We start from the raw sequence: 17,948 nt of genomic DNA on the forward strand, positions 1-17,948 counted from the left end.
ATTTCCGACATGTTTCAGTCTTCGAACGGCACGGCCCCGGGTTGCACCCGCTCCGGCTCTGTCGCCGTTGACATAACATCACGAACAAATATCCGTATGGCTGCCCCATACGCCAGCGCCGTGCTGATTTCCTCGCCTTTTTGCGCGTTTGAACCCTTCAATTCCGCCGCGTATTGCTCTAAGGAACGACACCGGCAGCCATCCGGCGGCCACGAAATTGCGACGAGGTATGCAGTCCCATGCTTGAATTCCTGAGAAGAGGTGCCCAGACTTGGGTTGTCAAAGGCCTACTGGTCCTTCTTGTTCTTTCCTTCGGTGTCTGGGGTGTGTCCACGTCGCTGGTAACGGGAGCGGCCGATGCGGTTGTCACGGTCGGCGACGTCAAAGTCTCTCCGAGCGATTTCCGCCTTGCCTATGAGCGCCAGCTCGCGCAGCTTTCCCGCCAGTTCGGCACACGTCTGAGCCGCGAACAAGCCAAAGCCTTCGGTGTCGAAGCGCAGGTCTACTCTCAGCTGGTCGCCGGCGCGACGCTCGACCAGCTGTCCGAGAACATGAACCTTGGCCTCTCGCAGGACCGCCTAGCATCGCTGATCAGCGAGGACCCCGCGTTCAAGGGTGTCAATGGTCAGTTCGACCGCTCGACCTTCTCAAGCGTGCTGCGCAATTCCGGGCTACGCGAGCAGGATTACATCAACAACCGCAGCCAGGTTGCCGTGCGCTCGCAGATCGTTGAAGCGCTGTCGGATGGCTACACGCCGCCGAAGGTGCTTGGCGATGCTCTGCGCCTCTATCGCAACCAGACACGCACCGTCGAATATCTGCTTTTGTCGAATGCCAATGTCGATCCGGTCAAGGCACCGTCCGACGAGCTGCTCAAGCCCTGGTTCGAAACGCACAAGGCCGAATACCGGGCACCCGAGTTCCGCAAGATCAGCTATGTGAAGCTTGAGCCGGCCGATATCATCGATCCTGCCTCGGTCACGGAAGACGAAGTCCGTGCCGACTACGAGAAGCGCAAGAACAGCTTCAGCACGCCGGAAACGCGGACCGTCGAACAGCTTTCCTTCCCCTCACGTGCGGAGGCTGACGCTGCGGCAGTCAAGCTGTCCACCGGCACGACCTTCGACGCCTTGGTCACCGATTCCGGCAAGACGGCAAGCGACGTGCTGCTCGGTGATTTCACCCGCGACCGCATGCCTGATGCCAAGCTGGGCGATGCCGCCTTTGCGCTCGTGGCCGACGGCCAGACGACGCCGGTCATCGACGGTGCCTTCGGTGCCGTCATTCTGCGCGTCACCAACATCAAGCCGCAGACCGTTCAGTCCTACGACGAGGTCAAGGACGAGCTGCGCAAGGAACTGGCGCTGACCAATGCCTCCAACGAGATCATGGGCATCCATGACAAGTTCGAGGATGCCCGGGTTTCCGGCGCGCAGATGAAGGAAGCAGCAGAACAGACCAACCTCAAGCTTGTTGTCCTGAATGCGGTCGATGCACGCGGCAACGACACGAATGGTGATGAAATTGCCGGCATCCCAGAAGCCAAGACCTTGCTTGAAGAGGCCTTCAAGGCTGAAGTCGGTGGAGAAACCCTGCCGGTTAACCTCGGTCGCGACGGATACGTCTGGTTCGATGTCGATGAAGTCACACCCGCGCGTGACCGCACACTGGATGAGGCCCGTGAAAAGGTGGTGGCCGACTGGACCGCAGAACAGCAGCGCAACGAACTTGCAGCAAAGGCCGTCGAGTTGAAGGGCCGGGTCGAAAAGGGCGAAACGCTCGCAGCCATTGCCACGGAACTCGGTATTGCTGTCGAAACCAAATCTGGACTTCGCCGGTCTGCAGAAGATGCAGCGCTGAGCCCGCAAGCCGTGACTGCCGCCTTTGGTGGTGCCAACGGTCTGGTCGCCAATGCCAGCGGTATTGGTGGCGAAGGCCAGATCCTCCTGAAGGTTACCGAAGTCGACGACGACAATCCCGGCGATGCGCTCGACAATGACGACCGGCAGATCAATGCCATCGCTCAGGCCAGCGGCGACGACATTCTCGATCAGATGGTCAGCGAGTTGCAGAAGGGCTACGGTGTCACGATCAACCAGCAGCTCGCCGACCTCGCACTGTCGCAGCAGCGGTAAAGCAAAAGGGATCAGCATGCCGGACTTGAAGCCTTTCGTTGCCAAGGCCGCCGCGGGTGAAGCGCTTAACCGCGATGATGCCCGTGCAGCCTTCGAAATCATCATGTCCGGCGAGGCGACCCCCTCGCAGATCGGTGGCTTCCTGATGGCGCTGCGCGTGCGTGGCGAAACCGTCGATGAAATCGTCGGTGCCGTCGGCGCCATGCGGGCGCGGATGCTGACGGTTGAAGCGCCAGCCGATGCCATCGACATCGTCGGAACCGGCGGCGATGGCGCCGGGACATATAACATCTCGACGCTGGCGGCGTTGATTGTTGCCGGCGCCGGTGTTCCTGTTGCCAAGCACGGCAATCGGGCGCTCAGCTCCAAGTCGGGAACGGCCGACGCGCTGTCTTGCCTCGGCGTCAAGCTTGATATCGGGCCGGCCGCTATTGCACGGTGCATTTCGGAAGCCGGCCTCGGCTTCATGTTCGCCCAGCAGCACCATTCCGCCATGCGCCATGTTGGGCCGACCCGCATCGAGCTTGGTACAAGAACGATCTTCAACCTGCTTGGCCCCCTGTCGAACCCGGCCGGCGTGACGCAGCAACTCGTTGGGGTCTATGCGCCGCAATGGCTGGTTCCGGTCGCCGAAGTGCTGCGCGATCTCGGTTCGAAAAACGTCTGGGTCGTACATGGCGAAGGCCTAGACGAAATTACCACGACCGGCGTCACGCAGGTGGCAGCACTTGAAAACGGCTCTGTTCGCACGTTCGAGCTGACGCCATCCGATTTCGGATTGGAAACGGTTCTGCTTGCCGACCTCAAGGGCGGCGATGGCGCGCACAATGCAGTGGCGCTCAAGGGCGTTCTTGAAGGCGATGCGACGCCTTACCGCGATATTTCGCTTGCCAATGCAGCCGCTTCGCTGGTGATTGCAGGCCGTGCCGCCGATCTTCGCGAAGGTATGGTGCTTGCCCGCCAGTCGCTCACATCTGGCGCTGCCGATGCGACACTTGAGCGGCTCATCCGCGTTTCGAACGCGGCGTAAGGAGACGACTGATGGCTGATATTCTGCAAAAGATCGAGATTTACAAGCGCGAGGAAATCGCCGCTGCAAAATCACGTGTCGGCCTTGCTGATCTGAAAGCGATGGCCGCCGGTCAAGAAGCCCCGCGCGGATTTCTAAACGCGCTGAAAGCCAAGCAGGCGCAAGGGCGCTTCGGCCTGATTGCTGAAATCAAGAAGGCCAGCCCTTCCAAGGGATTGATCCGCCCGGATTTCAATCCGCCGCTTCTGGCAAAGGCTTATGAAATCGGCGGTGCTGCCTGTCTGTCCGTCTTGACCGATGGGCCGAGTTTTCAAGGTGCTCCTGAATTCCTGACGGCGGCACGCAATGCCTGTTCGCTTCCGGCCCTGCGCAAGGATTTCATGTTCGAGACCTATCAGGTTCATGAGGCCCGTGCCTGGGGTGCCGATTGCATTCTCCTGATCATGGCGTCGCTCAATGACAGCGATGCGCAAAGGCTCGAGGACGAGGCATTTTCGCTTGGCATGGATGTTCTGGTCGAAGTCCATGACGAGGAAGAGCTTGAACGGGCGCTGAAGCTGAGTTCACCTCTGCTTGGCATCAACAACCGCAATCTTAAAACTTTCGAAGTCGATATCGCGCTTTCGGAAAAGCTGGCGCCGATGGTTCCGGCCGGCCGGCTGCTTGTCGGCGAAAGCGGCATCTTCAGCCATGACGACTGCGTGCGCCTGTCCAAGAGTGGCATCTCGACGTTCCTCGTCGGCGAAAGCCTGATGCGCAAGGACGATGTGACCGCGGCGACCCGCACGCTGCTGACCGGTTCCGCCGCTATCCTGGCCGCCGAATAATGAGCGCTCCGTCCCTCACCCATGTCGGCGCCGATGGCCAAGCCAACATGGTCGATGTCGGAGACAAGCCGGAGACCGTGCGTATCGCGGTTGCCGAAGGTTTTGTGCGCATGCGGCCGGAGACGCTCGATCTCATTCTCAAAGGCAATGCCAAGAAGGGCGACGTGCTCGCCACTGCACGTCTTGCCGGCATCATGGCGGCGAAACAGACGGCCAACCTCATCCCGCTTTGCCACCCGCTGATGCTGTCCAAGGTCTCAGTCGAGATTTCCGCCGACGAGACTTTACCCGGACTGAGGGTCGAGGCGATGGCGAAACTCACCGGCCGCACCGGCGTTGAAATGGAAGCACTAACGGCTGCCAGCGTCGCCTGCCTGACGATCTACGACATGGCCAAGGCAGCCGATCGCGAGATGGAAATCGGTGGGATTCGGCTTGCCCAGAAATCAGGCGGGCGTTCCGGCGATTATGAACGCAAGGGAAAACAGGGCTGATGGCATTGCTCCCGGTTTCAGACGCTCTCATTCGGCTGCTGAAAGCCGCAGTACCGGCAACACGCTCCGAAATGGTCGGCCTGCATGAGGCGATGGGGCGTGTTCTGGCTGATGATATCGCCGCTGGTGTCACCCATCCCGCTTTCGACAACTCCGCGATGGATGGCTATGCCGGGCGTCATGAGGACTTTGCCGAAATTGGCACGGAACTCGCCGTGATCGGCGAATCGGCGGCAGGGCGTGGTTTTTCCGGCCATGTCGGCCGGGGTGAGGTCGTGCGCATCTTTACCGGTGCGCCGGTTCCTTCCGGCGCAGATACGGTCCTGATCCAGGAAGACGCAGAAAAACTGCCGGATGGCCGGATCCGCACCACATTCGTCTTGGAAAAAGGTCGGCATATCCGCCCCAAGGGACAGGATTTTACCATTGGCGACGTCGTGCTGCGCGCCGGTCACGTGCTTGACGCCGGACGGCTGACGGTCGCAGCAGGCATGAACCATCCGCAACTGCCGGTCCTGAAGCGCCCGAAGGTAGCGATCCTGGCAACCGGCGACGAATTGCTGCCTCCCGGCAGTCTTCCTGGTCCTGACCAGATCATTGCCTCGAACACCTATGGTGTTGCCGCGATTGCCCGCGACAACGGCGCAGAGATTATCGACCTCGGCATCGTGCGTGATGACAAGGCCGCGATTGCAGCGGCAGTCGCCGCAGCCCAAGCTGCCGGCGCAGATGTGCTGGTGACACTTGGCGGCGCCTCGGTCGGCGATCACGATCTTGTCCAGTCGACACTGGTCGATAGCGGCATGGTGCTCGATTTCTGGCAGATTGCCATGCGCCCCGGAAAACCGTTGATGGTCGGATCGCTTCACGGCATGACCGTGCTTGGCCTGCCCGGAAACCCGGTCTCCAGCCTCGTCTGCGCCCTCCTCTTCCTGGAGCCGCTACTGCGCCATCTTGGCTCCCTGCCCCAGCGTGACCGCGGGGGCAAAGCAAAAACGCTGATAGCACTGCCAGCCAACGACAAACGGCAGGACTATGTCCGTGCCCGGCTCAAACGCGGCAGCGATGGCTCACTGCAAGCCGAGACGTTTTCGCGGCAGGATTCCTCGATGATGCAGGTCTTTGCCCAGTCCGATTGCCTGATCATCCGGCCACCGCATGCGCCAGCCGTGGATGCGGGCACACCTTGCGATATTATGGTTCTGCGCTGGCCAACCAACTGACACTGGAGCCGAGAACAACCCTTCCCAAACAGCACTTTGCGCCTATCTATCGCTTGGCAGAATTGCAGTTGATGGAAGGAAATGAATTTGAATCGCAATGCGCTCTACATGCTGATCGGAGGCCTGGTTGTTCTGGTCGTGGGATTGGGTATCTATATCTACGACAAGGAATCCAAGCCCGACGGCGTGGAGGTGAAGATCGGCGAAGGCGGCATTTCGATCCAGGAAAACTGAGTGAACAGTGACGGCACCCGCGCCGCCGTCACGTTAACTATTTATTAACCGAAGCAGCAGAATAATGGCTGCAGTTGACCTGACTACGGATGTACTAGCAGGCCAAGCATAGAGTGAATAAACAAAAGGCCGGGTATTCCCGGCCTTTTTGCTTTCCGAATTACTTTTAATTTCAGTGTGCAGCACGTGAGACAAGAATCTTGTCGATACGGCGGCCATCCATGTCGATGACTTCAAAACGATAGCCATAAGCTTCCGTGATGTCGCCTTCTTCCGGGTTTTTGCGTAGCTGCTGCACCAGGAAGCCGGAGATGGTTTCGTAATTCCCGTCCGAATCGATTTCATCGATGCCGATCGTCAAATGGATTTCATCGATCGGTGTTCTGCCATCGACCAAATACGAACCGTCATCACGCTGTCTTATCAATGCGTGCTCGATATCGTCATAGTTCGATGGCAGAACACCGACGATCGCCTCGAGGATATCGGCGATGGTGATGATGCCTTCGATACTGCCGTATTCGTCGACAATCATCGCCATGTTGATATGCGACGCCTTGAAGGCTTCCAATGCTTTCAGGCATGAAGCAGTCTCCGGCAAAGTATGGATATCCTTGACGAAGTTGCGGATCTGGAAGCCGGATTTCGCCGGTGCGTTGAGGATTTCCTTGACCTGAACCGCGCCGAGCACCTCGCCGGTTGCATCCATCACCGGATAACGGGAATGCGCCGATTGCTCGACCTTGGCGCGGATGGTTTCGAGCGTGTCGTTGACGTCGATGAAGCTGACTTCGGTGCGATGGGTCATGATCGATTTGACGTTGCGGTCGCCAAGCCGGATGATTCGGCGCAGCATCTCGTGCTCCGACTTCTCGATTGCGCCGCTTTCGACGCCTTCGGCCATGATCGCCTGAACCTCTTCTTCCGTGACATGGTCGCTATCGCTGGAAACGCCGAAAATCCGCATGAACAGTGATGCCGACATCTCGAAGAGATAGACGACTGGAGCAACCAGACGCGAGAGAAACGACATCGGGCCGGCGACGAACATCGCCACGCCTTCGGAGTTCTTCAAGGCCAACTGCTTGGGAATAAGCTCTCCAATCACGACGGAGAGATAGGTAATCAGTGTGACGACCAGCGCGACGGCAACCGTGCTGCCATAGGGATTGATCCAGCTGATCGTGTCGAGTGTCGGCGCCAGCTTGTCGGCGATCGTCGCGCCACCATAGGCACCGGCTAGCGTCCCGACGAGGGTGATTCCGACCTGAACCGTGGAGAGGAATTTACCCGGATCTTCGGCCAGCCGGAGCGCCAGTTCGGCGCGGTTGTTGCCCTGTTTTGCCATCTGCCGCAGCAGTGGCCGGCTTGCCGATACAATTGCCATTTCCGAAAGTGCGAAAAACGCATTGATCAAAAGAAGAACGAAAATAACAATCAGTTCGGACATAACCCTCGGGCACCGTTGATGGAGATACACGCACCGGAAGCGGCGCATGTCAGTTGCAGCCCTATCAAATAGGCGGAAGACGCAGTTGCAGCAAGGCAGCAACTGCAGAATTTTACGGTTCTTTTGGCTGTAGTTCCGCTTTATCGAAGGCCAAACGTACCGGTAATTTCGATCGCGCCACCAAAGGGCCGCAGAAATCAACGGTTCGGAGCCGTGGCCTCATCGAGTTCCTTGAGGGCTGCCCGGACGCGCTCGCGCCCGACGCGGATGACATTCTCCATCGCTGTCCTTGCCCCCGCCTCATCGCGCCGGCTGATCTGCTCAACGATCTTGATGTGCGAGCGCGCCACCTCATCGATGCGGTCGCGGCCAGACGCGGGCGAACTGAGCTTGAAGATGCCGACAAGTGCGGCCTCGATCAGGCTGCCGACGGTGCGCATGAACGGGTTTCCCGAGGCTTCGACGACCGCGAGGTGAAACCGCAGATCGGCCATGGCCAGCGTTTCGGCGGTGTGGTCTGGATCGCCCATCGCGACTGCCAGCCGCATCATGCCGCTGATCTCGGTTTCCGTCGCATTGACAGCCGCGAGCGCTGCGGCATGGGGTTCGAACGCCAGGCGTATCTCGCTGAGATGATAGAGAAATTCCTCATCGACACCACGATAAAAATGCCATGTCAGGACATCGCCGTCGAACAGGTTCCATTGATTCTTGGCCGTCACCCGGGTGCCGATGCGGGCACGTGGTACAATCAGCCCCTTGGCTGCCAATGTCTTCATCGCCTCGCGCAAAACCGTACGCGATACCTTGAAACGCATCGCCAGTTCCGGGTCGCCGGGCAGGATGGAGCCAACTGGAAACTCGCCCGACACAATGGCCTTGCCCAGTTCATCCACGACCTGCGCATGGCTGGTGCGCGTGCGCGCACCGGTCAGGACGGTTTCGAGCAGACCTTTACGCAAGCAACTCCCCTCCTCAGGAATACCTTTTGTTTTGACGCGACAAAAACAGGATGGTTTTTTGCATCAGAATGAACGCAAACAGCAAAGCACCGATCAGAATTTTCGTCCACCAACTCGACAGCGAACCGTCGAACGTGATGTAGGTCTGGATCAGTCCCTGGATCAAGACGCCGACGAGTGTTCCTCCAACAAACCCGGCGCCACCTGTCAGTAGCGTTCCTCCGATCACCACTGCGGCAATCGCATCCAGCTCCACACCCACGGTGGCGAGCGAATAACCTGCTGATGTGTATAGGGAATAAACGATTCCCGAAAGCCCGGCGAGAAAACCGGAAAGACCGTAGATCATCATGGTCGTGCGACCGACGGGAACGCCCATCAGCGCCGATGTCTGGGCGCCGCCGCCCAGCGCATAGACATTGGTGCCGAAGCGGGTGCGCTGAGCAATGAGGATGCCGATAGCAAAGACCATAAGCATCAATCCGCCAATCAGCGTGATGCGGCCACCGCCCGGCAGCTTGTAGTAAAAAGTCTTCATCGTCGCGTAGAATGGATGCTTGATCGGAATGGAATCGACCGACAGAACAAAGGCCATGCCGCGGGCCAGGAACATGCCGGCCAACGTCACGATGAAGGCCGGCATTTCAAGATAGTGGATGATCGCCCCCATGATCGCACCGAACAGCGTCGTGATCACAAGCACAAGTGCGAAGGCTGCGAGCGGATGGATGCCTGTATTCTGCAGCATAACAGCGAGAAAAATACTGGTGAAGGCAATGACCGAACCGATCGACAGGTCGATACCGCCCGACAGGATGACGAAGGTCATGCCGACTGCGGCAATACCGAGAAAAGCATTGTCAGTCAAAAGGTTACCGATCACCCGAGTCGACAGGATATTCGGATATTGTGCAGCACACGCCGCATAGGAGACGACGAAGATGACGATGGTGGCAATCAGAGGGAGATATTTCTGGTTCATTGGACGGACTGCTCTGCGGTCTCTCCACGGAGGGATTTCCGGCCAAGGAACATCAATCCTGACTGGACGCGTGGCGACTGGATAACAAGGATGATGACGATGATCGCAGCCTTGATGATCAGGTTGAACTCCGGTGGAAAGCCCGACGACAGGATGCCGGTATTGACCGCCTGAATGATCATCGCGCCGATCAGCGAGGCGACGATGCTGAACCGCCCGCCGAGCAGCGACGTCCCGCCGACGACGACAGCGAGAATGGCGTCGAGCTCCAGCCAGAGACCGGCATTGTTGGCATCGGCGCCTCTGATGTCAGCCGTAACGATCAATCCGGCAATTGCCGCACAGAGCCCCGACAGCATGTAAGCCGCCATCAACAACAGGGGCGTCTGGATGCCGGACAGCGTGCTGGCGCGGCGATTGATGCCGACGGCCTCGATCAGCATGCCGAGCGCCGTGCGCCGCACCAGCAATGCGACGGCGATGCCGAACACCAGCCAGATAATGACAGGCATGGGCAAGCCGAGAAATGAACCGCTGCCGATGAAAATCAGACCGGGATCGTTGAAGGTCAGGATCGCCCCTTCTGTCACCAGTTGGGCAATGCCACGCCCGGCCACCATCAGCACAAGCGTGGCGATGATCGGCTGGATATTGAGGACTGACACCAGAAAGCCGTTCCAGACACCGCAGATCAGGCCGGTGCCAACCGCCAGCAGCAGGGTGACGGCCAGTGGATCGCCGCGCACGCTGGACGCGGCGGCAACAGCGCCGCAGATGGCCATGACCGCGCCGACGGACAGATCGATACCTTTCGTTGCAATCACGACGGTCATGCCGACGGCCAGAAGAGCAACCGGCGCACCGCGGTTGAGAATATCGATCAGACTGCCATAAAGCCGCCCGTTCTGGATTTCGATCGAGAAGAAGTCCGGAAAGACCAGACGGATCAGCACGAGAATCAACGCCAACGCCACAAATTGCGGGAGCAGGCGCCGACCGAGGCGTTTTGCGTTGTCGATCATTGCGCGCCTCCTGCAGCCGTTGCCGCAGCAATGGCATTGACGATATGTTCGGTGGTGATCTCGCTGCCGGTCAGCTCCGCGACATGGGCGCGATCCCGCAGAACGATGATCCTTGAGCTGTAAGCCACAAGCTCCTCAAGCTCGGAAGAAATGACGATCAGCGCCATGCCTTGCGCGCAGAGATCGCCGATCAGCCGGATGATTTCCGCGTGAGCGCCGACGTCGATACCGCGTGTCGGCTCGTCGAGAATGAGAAACTGCGGATTGGTCGCCAGCCAGCGGGCCAGAATGGCTTTCTGCTGATTGCCGCCGGAGAGCAGCCGGATCGGCTTTTCCCTGTCGCTGGTGCGAATATCCAGCGCCTTGATGTAGCGGTCGGCCAGGGCGTTTTGTTCGGATGCCGACAGTGGCTTTGCCCAGCCACGCCGTGCCTGCAATGCCAAAGCAATGTTTTCGCGCACCGACAATTCGCCGATGATGCCGTCAAGCTTGCGGTCCTCCGGGCAGAAACCGAACCCTTCGGAAATGGCTGCGCGCGGCGACGAGAGATTGGCAGTCCGGCCGCCAATGTCGGCGCTGCCGCTGTCGGCCCTGTGCACACCAAACATCAATTCCGCGGTTTCGGTCCGGCCGGAACCGAGAAGACCGGCGATGCCGACGACCTCGCCTTTGCGGACATCCAGATCGAACGGCTTGATCTTGCCCGACTTGCCATATTTCGAAAACCGGAAATGAACGGGACCGCTTGCGGTCTGCGTGTCACCGACCGCCTTTTCGACAGACTGAAGCTCATGACCAAGCATCATCGTTACGAGTTCACGGCGTGGCAGTGATATGGCATCGCGGGTGCCGACCAGCTGGCCATTGCGCAGAACGGTGATGCGATCGGAAAGATCGTAAACCTGCTCAAGAAAATGGGTGATGAAGACAATGCCAAGCCCCCTCGCCTTCAGGTCGCGGATGATGCGGAACAGCATCTCCACTTCTTGCGCGTCGAGGCTGGCGGTTGGTTCGTCGAGGATCAGTACTTTGCCGGAGAGATCGACGGCCCGTGCGATTGCCACCACCTGCTGGATGGCGACGGAATAGCTTTCGAGTGCTGCCGAGACGTTGATGTCGATACCGTATTGCGCCAGCAACGCATTTGCCCGCCTTTTCATTTCTCCGTTCTGGATGAGACCAAAGCGGCGAGGTTGGCGCCCGAGATAGAGGTTTTCCGCGACGCTCAGATTTCCGAGCAGGTTGACCTCCTGGTAAACGGTGCCGATACCCAGCTTCTGGGCATCCAGCGTATCGCGCGGGTCGATCTCTGCGCCATCGAGCGTCAACTGACCGGCGTCGCGGCGATAGGCGCCCGTCATGCATTTGATCAGCGTCGATTTTCCAGCGCCGTTTTCACCCAGCAGCGCATGCACTTCGCCGCGCCGCAGCGAGAAATCAACCCTGTTGAGCGCGATGGCACCCGGAAAGGTTTTCACGATCCCGGCGGCGACAAGAATATCGTTCGAGGTGTTCTGCATGAAACCGGATTCTTCAAAGAAATGAGGTCGGACTTCGCTTAAAGATTTGCGCCTATCAGGTCAGCGTCCCTCGCAGAGGGTTGATCCTGTGGCAAAGCCGAAAGCTTGAGCGACCAATAGAAAAGACAATTTGCCGGCATAACCCTGTGGTCACATCTGCAATCACAAGACTGCAGACGTGACTTTGGCGCGATGCCGGCAATTGATCAGTAGCCGAGGCCCTTCTTTTCTTCGTAGACCTTCTGCGGATCATCAGCCTGAGTGTAGAGCTTGGATTCCGTCTGGATCCACTTGGCAGGCTTGGTGCCGTCCTTCAGGAACGCGTCGAGTGCATCCAGCGCCGGGCCAGCCATGTTTGGCGTCAGTTCGACGGTGGCATTGGCTTCGCCCGCTGCCATCGCCTGGAAAATGTCCGGAACGGCATCGATGGAGACAACGAGAATATCCGTTCCCGGCTTCAGGCCGGCTTCCTTGATCGCCTGGATAGCGCCGACGGCCATGTCGTCATTGTGAGCATAGAGCGCGCAGATATTCTTGCCGCCATCTTCCGCCTTCAGGAAGCTTTCCATGACTTCCTTGCCCTTGGTGCGGGTGAAGTCGCCGGTCTGACTGCGGATAATCTTCAGGTTATCGTGGCCCTTGAGGGCCTCTTCAAAACCCTTTTTGCGGTCAATAGCCGGCGAAGAGCCTGTGGTGCCCTGCAACTCAACGACATTGCAGGCCTTGCCGCCAACCTTGTCCACCAGGAACTTGCCGGCAACATTGCCCTCGTGAACGAGGTCGGATGTGACAGCCGTCAGGTAGAGGTCCTTGGACGAATCGACCGTACGATCAAGAAGGATGACAGGAATTGAGGCATCCTTGGCTTCCGTCAGGACTTCATCCCAGCCGGTCGCCACAACCGGGGCGATCAGAATGGCGTCTACACCCTGGGCGATGAACGACCGCAGGGCCTTGATCTGGTTTTCCTGTTTCTGCTGCGCATCGGCGAATTTCAGGTCGATGCCGCGCTTTTCAGCCTGTTGCTTGGTCAACGTGGTTTCGGCGGCGCGCCAGCCGGATTCCGAGCCGATCTGCGAAAAACCGATCGTCAGATCGGCAGCAGAGGCCGAACCGAACATGCAGGCAGCCAGAACCGTGGCACAGCTAAGTGCAGTCTTGATTTTCATGATTTCCTCCCAAAAAACTGCTCCTCAGCAGCTAATTTAAAAAATCATACTATATGACTTATGTAAATAGTTTTTCCCGTTCGATCGTTCAAATTTTCGCAGAGCCAGAATCAAAAAGGGCGGCCGTGGGGCCGCCCTCTGATTGCAAAAATGGATGCCGGGATTATTTCGGCAGCTTGTCGTCAACGCCTTCGACATAGAAGTTCATGCCGAGCAGCGTGCCGTCATCCGAAGAGACGCCAGCTGCGAGCCATTCCGAGCCGTCCTGCTTCTTCAGCGGGCCGGTGAAAGGCTTCAGTTCACCCGATTCGATCTTCTTCTGGGTCTCTTCCGCCATCGCCTTCACGTCATCCGGCATGTTGGTATACGGCGCCATGCTCAGGATACCGTCCTTCAGGCCATCCCAGCTTGATGATGTTTCCCACTTGCCGTCGAGGAACAGCTGGGTACGCTTGATGTAGTAAGCACCCCATGTGTCGACGATTGCCGTCAGCTGGGTTTCCGGGCCGGCCTTGATCATGTCGGAGGCTTGGCCGAAAGCCTTGATGCCGCGCTCGGTCGCAACCTGCATCGGTGCAGTCGTGTCGGTGTGCTGCGTCAAAACATCGACGCCCTGGTCAATCAGTGCCTTGGCAGCGTCGGCTTCCTTGCCTGGGTCGAACCAGGTGTTTGCCCATACGACCTTGATCTTGAAGTCAGGGTTAATCGTGCGCGCGCCGGTGACGAAGGCATTGATGCCCATGACCACTTCCGGGATCGGGAAGGACGCAATGTAGCCGGCGACACCCTTCTGCGAGATTTTCGCAGCGATCTGACCCTGGATGTAACGGCCTTCGTAGAAGCGGCTGTTATAGGAAGCAAGGTTCGGGGCGGTCTTGTAGCCGGTGGCGTGCTCGAACTTCACGTCGGGGAACTTTGCGGCAACCTTGACGGTTGCGTCCATGAAGCCGAACGACGTTGTGTAGATCATTCCGCAGCCCGACCGCGCCAGGCGTTCGATGGCGCGCTCGGCATCCGGGCCTTCCGGAACGTTTTCGAGGAACTGGGTTTCGATCTTGTCGCCCAGTGCTTTTTCAAGCTCCAAACGGCCGATGTCATGCGCCTGCGTCCAGCCGCCATCGGTCTTTGAGCCGACATAGACGAAGCAGATCTTTGCCTTGTCGGCAGCGCTGGCAGCGGCGGAAAAGCCGATGACAGCTGCGGTCGTAGCGAGTGCGAAAAGCAATTTTTTCATTTTGACCCCTGTAGGTTTTTGAAATTAGGTTGTTGTTCTTGTTTACCTGTCCGGCACAAACGGTTTGCCGAGCGATGCCGGCGTGTTGATCAGCGTCATGCGCCGATTGTGCGAGATAAGGATTAGTACGATGATTGTCGCCAGATAGGGAAGAGCAGAAAGAAACTGCGAGGGAATGTCGATGCCGCGAGCCTGCACGTAAAGCTGGCTGATCGATACGGCACCAAACAAATACCCCCCCGCGATGATCCTCCACGGCCGCCATGAGGCAAATACCACCAGTGCCAGCGCAATCCAGCCACGCCCGGCCGACATGTTTTCGGCCCATTGCGGCGTGTAGACCAGCGACAGCTGTGCCCCCGCCAACCCGGCGCAAGCGCCACCGAACATCACCGCCAGATACCGCGTGCGAATGACGTTGATGCCGAGTGCATGCGCCGAGGCATGGCTGTCGCCAACGGAACGCAGCTTCAATCCGGCGCGGCTCTTGAACAGGAACCAGTTCACACCGGCAACCAGCGCGATGGACAGATAGAAAATCAGATCCTGCTTGAACAGAACAGCGCCCAGGAACGGAATATCCGACAGGACCGGGAAGACGATCTGCGGCAGTTTGATACCGGATTGTCCGAGATAGGGTTCAGCGATCATGCTGGACACGCCAAGCCCCAAGATGGTCAAGGCCAGTCCCGTCGCCACCTGATTGGCAACCAGCGTCAACGTCAGGAAACCGAACAGCAGCGAAAACAACGCGCCAGCCGCAATGCCGGCGAGAATGCCGACGTAAGGAGACCCGGTGACTTGTGAGGCGATGAACGCGCAGGCCGCCCCCATGACCATCATGCCCTCGACGCCGAGGTTGAGGACACCGGACCGCTCGGTGACCAATTCACCGATTGCCGCCAGAACAAGCGGGGTTGCCGCCGTAATGACCGTCAGCAGGATCGCTTCATAGATACCCATCAGCGCGCCCCCTCGCCGGTCGTGTCGTTCAAATCGTACCACATCATTCGGATTTTATAATGGATGAGCGTGTCGCAGGAGAGGACGAAGAACAACAGAAGCCCCTGAAACACCCGGATCGGCTTATCGGAAATCTGTAAGGAAACCTGCACCGCCTCGCCGCCGAGATAGGTCAGCGCCAGCACGAGCCCTGCGACGACGATGCCCAGCGGATTGAGCCGTCCAAGAAAGGCGACGATAATCGCCGTGAAACCGTAGCCGGGTGAAATCACCGGCCGCAGCTGCTGGATCGCGCCGCTGACTTCTGCGATGCCGGCAAGACCGGCCAGTGCTCCAGACAACAGCATGGAAAACCAGATCATCTTGCGCGACGAAAAGCCGGCGAAACGCCCGGCCCGCTGGGATTGGCCAAGCACAGTGATCTCAAAGCCCTTTAGCGTGTAGCGCATCATGAACCAGATGAGGATCGCGGCGATGATCGCAAAACCAAATCCCCAATGCGCCCGTCCCGACGCGATCATTTCCGGCAGGATGGCGGTTGCGTCGAAGGTCCGGGTTTCCGGAAAGTTCATGCCACCCGGATTGCGCCACGGCCCGCGCACCAGCCAGTCGAGAAACAGCTGTGCAACATAGACCAGCATCAGGCTGGTGAGAATCTCGTTGGTGTTCATATGCGCCTTGAGGAAGGCCGGGATACCGGCAAACAATGCACCACCCAGCATGCCAAGCAGCATCATCAGCGGCAGCACCAGCGGCGACTGCCATTCGTAGAACACGACGGGCAGGATCGATCCGGCGATTGCCCCCATGATGAACTGGCCTTCGGCGCCGATATTCCAGTTGTTCGAGCGATAGCAGACCGACAGGCCGACAGCGATAAGAATGAGCGGGGCTGCCTTGATCGCCAGTTCGTGCAGCGACCAGACCTCCGTCAGCGGCTCGATGAAGAAGCTGTAGAGCGCCGAGATTGGGTCCTTGCCAAGCATCATGAACATGATGCCGCCGAAGATCAGCGTCAGCCCAAGCGCGATGAACGGCGACAGGATTGAAAACAGTTTTGAGACGTCAGGGCGCCGTTCCAGTTCAATGCGCATGCGCCGTCTCCGCAGTCTCGGTCTTGGCATACATGCCGCCCATCAATAGTCCGATCTTTTCGCGCGACAGGTCCGATGCCGGATAAATATCGGAGAGCCTGCCTTCGCTGATCACGGCGATTTCGGTTGCAACCTCGAAAATTTCATCCAGGTCCTGGCTGATGACGAGGACCGCGGAGCCGGATTTCGCAAGATCGACGAGCGCCTGCCGGATGCGGCTGGCGGCACCAGCATCGACACCCCAGGTCGGCTGGTTGACGATCAGAACCGTCGGCTGGCGGTCGAGTTCACGCCCGACAATGAATTTCTGCAGATTGCCGCCCGACAAGGAGCCAGCAGGCGGGTTTTCACCGCTCTTGCGTACATCCATTGCCGCAGAAATACGCTTTGCTGCCATCTTCACCGCATCCTGACGGATCAGCCCGAGCGGGCCGCCGCCGAGAAAGGCGCGCCGGTCGGACTGGCTTCGGGCAAGGATGAGATTATCGGAAAGCGAAAGCGCCGAAACGGCCGCGTGTCCATGCCGCTCTTCCGGCACAAAACCAGCGCCCATCAGCCGGCGGGCATTGATGCCGCGTGTGCCGACAGGTTTGTCGGATATCAGGATGACATCGTCGCTGGCGACTGGATATTCGCCAGACAAGGCATCGAAAAGCTCGCCCTGCCCGTTGCCCGCGACGCCGGCGATTGCCAGCACTTCGCCGGCATGCACTTTCAGACAGATATTCTTGAGAGAAACGGCGAATGGCGTTCTGGCTGCGGCAGACAGATGGCGGGCCTCGAGTTTGATCGTGCCCTTAGTGCTCGTCCCTTCGGCGCTGACATGCGCTACGTCGCTACCCACCATCATGCGGGCCAGCGAAGACGGGGTCTCCTGACGCGGATCGCAGGCGCCCGTCACCTTGCCGTGGCGAAGGACAGTGGCGCGGTCGCAGATGCGCTGCACCTCTTCCAGGCGGTGGCTGATGTAAAGAACCGAGCGTCCCTCGGCCTTCAGTTTTTCCAGTGTCTCGAACAGACGGTCGGCTTCCTGCGGCGTCAGGACCGAGGTCGGCTCATCGAGAATGATCAGCTTCGGATTTTGCAGCAGGGCGCGGACGATCTCGATACGCTGGCGTTCGCCGACGGACAGGTCGGCCACATGCGCGTGCGGATCGAGCGGAAGACCATAGGCATGCGATAGATCGGACGCCTCCTTGGCGATCCTTGCCAGCGACACGCCCGGGTCCATCGACAAGGCAATATTTTCAGCGACGGTCAGCGCCTCGAACAGCGAAAAATGCTGGAACACCATGCCGATACCGAGTTTTCGGGCGGCGCTGGGGCTGGCGATGCGGACCGGCTGCCCCTGCCAGATAATCTGGCCACTGGTGGGCGCAAGAACGCCGAACAGCATCTTGACGAGTGTCGACTTGCCGGCGCCATTTTCGCCGAGAAGCGCATGGATTTCGCCAGGCCTGATATCGAGATTGATTCCGTCACAGGCAGCGAATGTGCCGAACAGTTTTGTCAGTTGGCCAACAGCCAGCAATAGACTGTTGGCGGGTTGTCCCTCAGCCGACACGCCGCCCCTCTTTTCTCATTCTCTGCTGCCCTGGCTGCCTCTTCG

16 protein-coding genes are annotated in these 17,948 nt (G+C 58.9%); 6 read left to right on the forward strand and 10 right to left on the reverse strand.

All coding sequences use genetic code 11. The features are described from left to right. The first annotated feature begins 239 nt into the window (after positions 1–239). The 6 genes from R6X40_RS06090 (at position 240) to R6X40_RS06115 (ending at position 5,943) form a co-directional block, all read left to right on the forward strand. Positions 240–2,135: a SurA N-terminal domain-containing protein gene (locus R6X40_RS06090; protein WP_318411875.1), complete on the forward strand. Its 1,896-nt coding sequence runs from the start codon at positions 240–242 to the stop codon at positions 2,133–2,135. A gap of 16 nt (positions 2,136–2,151) precedes the next feature. Then, positions 2,152–3,165, forward strand: a complete 1,014-nt coding sequence (trpD, locus tag R6X40_RS06095; RefSeq protein WP_318411876.1) for an anthranilate phosphoribosyltransferase — start codon at positions 2,152–2,154, stop codon at positions 3,163–3,165. 11 nt (positions 3,166–3,176) lie between these two features. Next, positions 3,177–3,992, forward strand: coding sequence for an indole-3-glycerol phosphate synthase TrpC (trpC, locus tag R6X40_RS06100; protein ID WP_318411877.1), 816 nt, complete (start codon positions 3,177–3,179; stop codon positions 3,990–3,992). Further along, entirely contained in the window at positions 3,992–4,486 is a 495-nt protein-coding gene (gene moaC, locus R6X40_RS06105; RefSeq protein WP_318411878.1) for a cyclic pyranopterin monophosphate synthase MoaC, read from the forward strand. The genes trpC and moaC overlap by 1 nt, the downstream gene beginning before the upstream one ends. Then, entirely contained in the window at positions 4,486–5,709 is a 1,224-nt protein-coding gene (gene glp / locus R6X40_RS06110; protein WP_318411879.1) for a gephyrin-like molybdotransferase Glp, read from the forward strand. The genes moaC and glp overlap by 1 nt, the downstream gene beginning before the upstream one ends. 81 nt (positions 5,710–5,790) lie before the next feature. After that, complete coding sequence (locus R6X40_RS06115; RefSeq protein ID WP_318412396.1) at positions 5,791–5,943, forward strand: hypothetical protein; 153 nt, start codon at positions 5,791–5,793, stop codon at positions 5,941–5,943. A 172-nt stretch (positions 5,944–6,115) separates the two neighbouring features. Here the strand turns inward: R6X40_RS06115 and R6X40_RS06120 are convergent, their stop codons facing one another. From R6X40_RS06120 to R6X40_RS06165, 10 genes are all read right to left on the reverse strand, one after another. Next, positions 6,116–7,393, reverse strand: a complete 1,278-nt coding sequence (locus R6X40_RS06120; RefSeq protein WP_318411880.1) for a hemolysin family protein — start codon at positions 7,391–7,393, stop codon at positions 6,116–6,118. A 197-nt stretch (positions 7,394–7,590) separates the two neighbouring features. Next, complete coding sequence (locus tag R6X40_RS06125) at positions 7,591–8,355, reverse strand: FadR/GntR family transcriptional regulator (protein ID WP_318411881.1); 765 nt, start codon at positions 8,353–8,355, stop codon at positions 7,591–7,593. Positions 8,356–8,368: 13 nt separating this feature from the next. Beyond that, positions 8,369–9,337 carry a galactofuranose ABC transporter, permease protein YjfF gene (yjfF, locus tag R6X40_RS06130; protein WP_318411882.1) on the reverse strand — a complete coding sequence of 323 codons (969 nt, stop codon included), beginning with the start codon at positions 9,335–9,337 and terminating at the stop codon, positions 8,369–8,371. Continuing rightward, complete coding sequence (locus R6X40_RS06135) at positions 9,334–10,359, reverse strand: ABC transporter permease (RefSeq protein WP_318411884.1); 1,026 nt, start codon at positions 10,357–10,359, stop codon at positions 9,334–9,336. Before R6X40_RS06135 ends, yjfF begins: the two co-directional genes overlap by 4 nt. Further along, positions 10,356–11,879: a galactofuranose ABC transporter, ATP-binding protein YtfR gene (gene ytfR / locus R6X40_RS06140; protein ID WP_318411886.1), complete on the reverse strand. Its 1,524-nt coding sequence runs from the start codon at positions 11,877–11,879 to the stop codon at positions 10,356–10,358. The genes R6X40_RS06135 and ytfR overlap by 4 nt, the downstream gene beginning before the upstream one ends. A 206-nt stretch (positions 11,880–12,085) precedes the next feature. Then, entirely contained in the window at positions 12,086–13,048 is a 963-nt protein-coding gene (gene ytfQ / locus R6X40_RS06145; protein ID WP_318411888.1) for a galactofuranose ABC transporter, galactofuranose-binding protein YtfQ, read from the reverse strand. Between the two features lie 163 nt (positions 13,049–13,211). Then, positions 13,212–14,282 (reverse strand): BMP family ABC transporter substrate-binding protein, encoded by a 1,071-nt coding sequence (locus R6X40_RS06150; protein ID WP_318411890.1) that lies wholly within the window; start codon positions 14,280–14,282, stop codon positions 13,212–13,214. 42 nt (positions 14,283–14,324) lie between these two features. Then, a complete protein-coding gene (locus R6X40_RS06155; RefSeq protein WP_318411892.1) occupies positions 14,325–15,245 on the reverse strand; it encodes an ABC transporter permease in 921 nt (306 codons plus the stop codon). Next, positions 15,245–16,339 carry an ABC transporter permease gene (locus tag R6X40_RS06160; RefSeq protein ID WP_318411894.1) on the reverse strand — a complete coding sequence of 365 codons (1,095 nt, stop codon included), beginning with the start codon at positions 16,337–16,339 and terminating at the stop codon, positions 15,245–15,247. Before R6X40_RS06160 ends, R6X40_RS06155 begins: the two co-directional genes overlap by 1 nt. Continuing rightward, complete coding sequence (locus tag R6X40_RS06165) at positions 16,329–17,903, reverse strand: ABC transporter ATP-binding protein (protein WP_318411896.1); 1,575 nt, start codon at positions 17,901–17,903, stop codon at positions 16,329–16,331. Before R6X40_RS06165 ends, R6X40_RS06160 begins: the two co-directional genes overlap by 11 nt. Positions 17,904–17,948: the final 45 nt, after the last annotated feature.

The organism is Rhizobium sp. PL01, assembly GCF_033447125.1.
Classification (GTDB): Bacteria; Pseudomonadota; Alphaproteobacteria; order Rhizobiales; family Rhizobiaceae; genus Pararhizobium.

What these genes read in the sequence shown, in the direction of transcription:
- yjfF (WP_318411882.1), bottom strand. Translation starts at nt 9,337, where the DNA reads ATGAACCAGAAATATCTCCCTCTGATTGCCACCATCGTCATCTTCGTC.
- trpD (WP_318411876.1), top strand. Translation starts at nt 2,152, where the DNA reads ATGCCGGACTTGAAGCCTTTCGTTGCCAAGGCCGCCGCGGGTGAAGCG.
- trpC (WP_318411877.1), top strand. Translation starts at nt 3,177, where the DNA reads ATGGCTGATATTCTGCAAAAGATCGAGATTTACAAGCGCGAGGAAATC.
- ytfQ (WP_318411888.1), bottom strand. Translation starts at nt 13,048, where the DNA reads ATGAAAATCAAGACTGCACTTAGCTGTGCCACGGTTCTGGCTGCCTGC.
- R6X40_RS06090 (WP_318411875.1), top strand. Translation starts at nt 240, where the DNA reads ATGCTTGAATTCCTGAGAAGAGGTGCCCAGACTTGGGTTGTCAAAGGC.
- R6X40_RS06115 (WP_318412396.1), top strand. Translation starts at nt 5,791, where the DNA reads ATGAATTTGAATCGCAATGCGCTCTACATGCTGATCGGAGGCCTGGTT.
- R6X40_RS06120 (WP_318411880.1), bottom strand. Translation starts at nt 7,393, where the DNA reads ATGTCCGAACTGATTGTTATTTTCGTTCTTCTTTTGATCAATGCGTTT.
- R6X40_RS06150 (WP_318411890.1), bottom strand. Translation starts at nt 14,282, where the DNA reads ATGAAAAAATTGCTTTTCGCACTCGCTACGACCGCAGCTGTCATCGGC.
- R6X40_RS06155 (WP_318411892.1), bottom strand. Translation starts at nt 15,245, where the DNA reads ATGGGTATCTATGAAGCGATCCTGCTGACGGTCATTACGGCGGCAACC.
- moaC (WP_318411878.1), top strand. Translation starts at nt 3,992, where the DNA reads ATGAGCGCTCCGTCCCTCACCCATGTCGGCGCCGATGGCCAAGCCAAC.
- ytfR (WP_318411886.1), bottom strand. Translation starts at nt 11,879, where the DNA reads ATGCAGAACACCTCGAACGATATTCTTGTCGCCGCCGGGATCGTGAAA.
- R6X40_RS06160 (WP_318411894.1), bottom strand. Translation starts at nt 16,339, where the DNA reads ATGCGCATTGAACTGGAACGGCGCCCTGACGTCTCAAAACTGTTTTCA.
- R6X40_RS06135 (WP_318411884.1), bottom strand. Translation starts at nt 10,359, where the DNA reads ATGATCGACAACGCAAAACGCCTCGGTCGGCGCCTGCTCCCGCAATTT.
- glp (WP_318411879.1), top strand. Translation starts at nt 4,486, where the DNA reads ATGGCATTGCTCCCGGTTTCAGACGCTCTCATTCGGCTGCTGAAAGCC.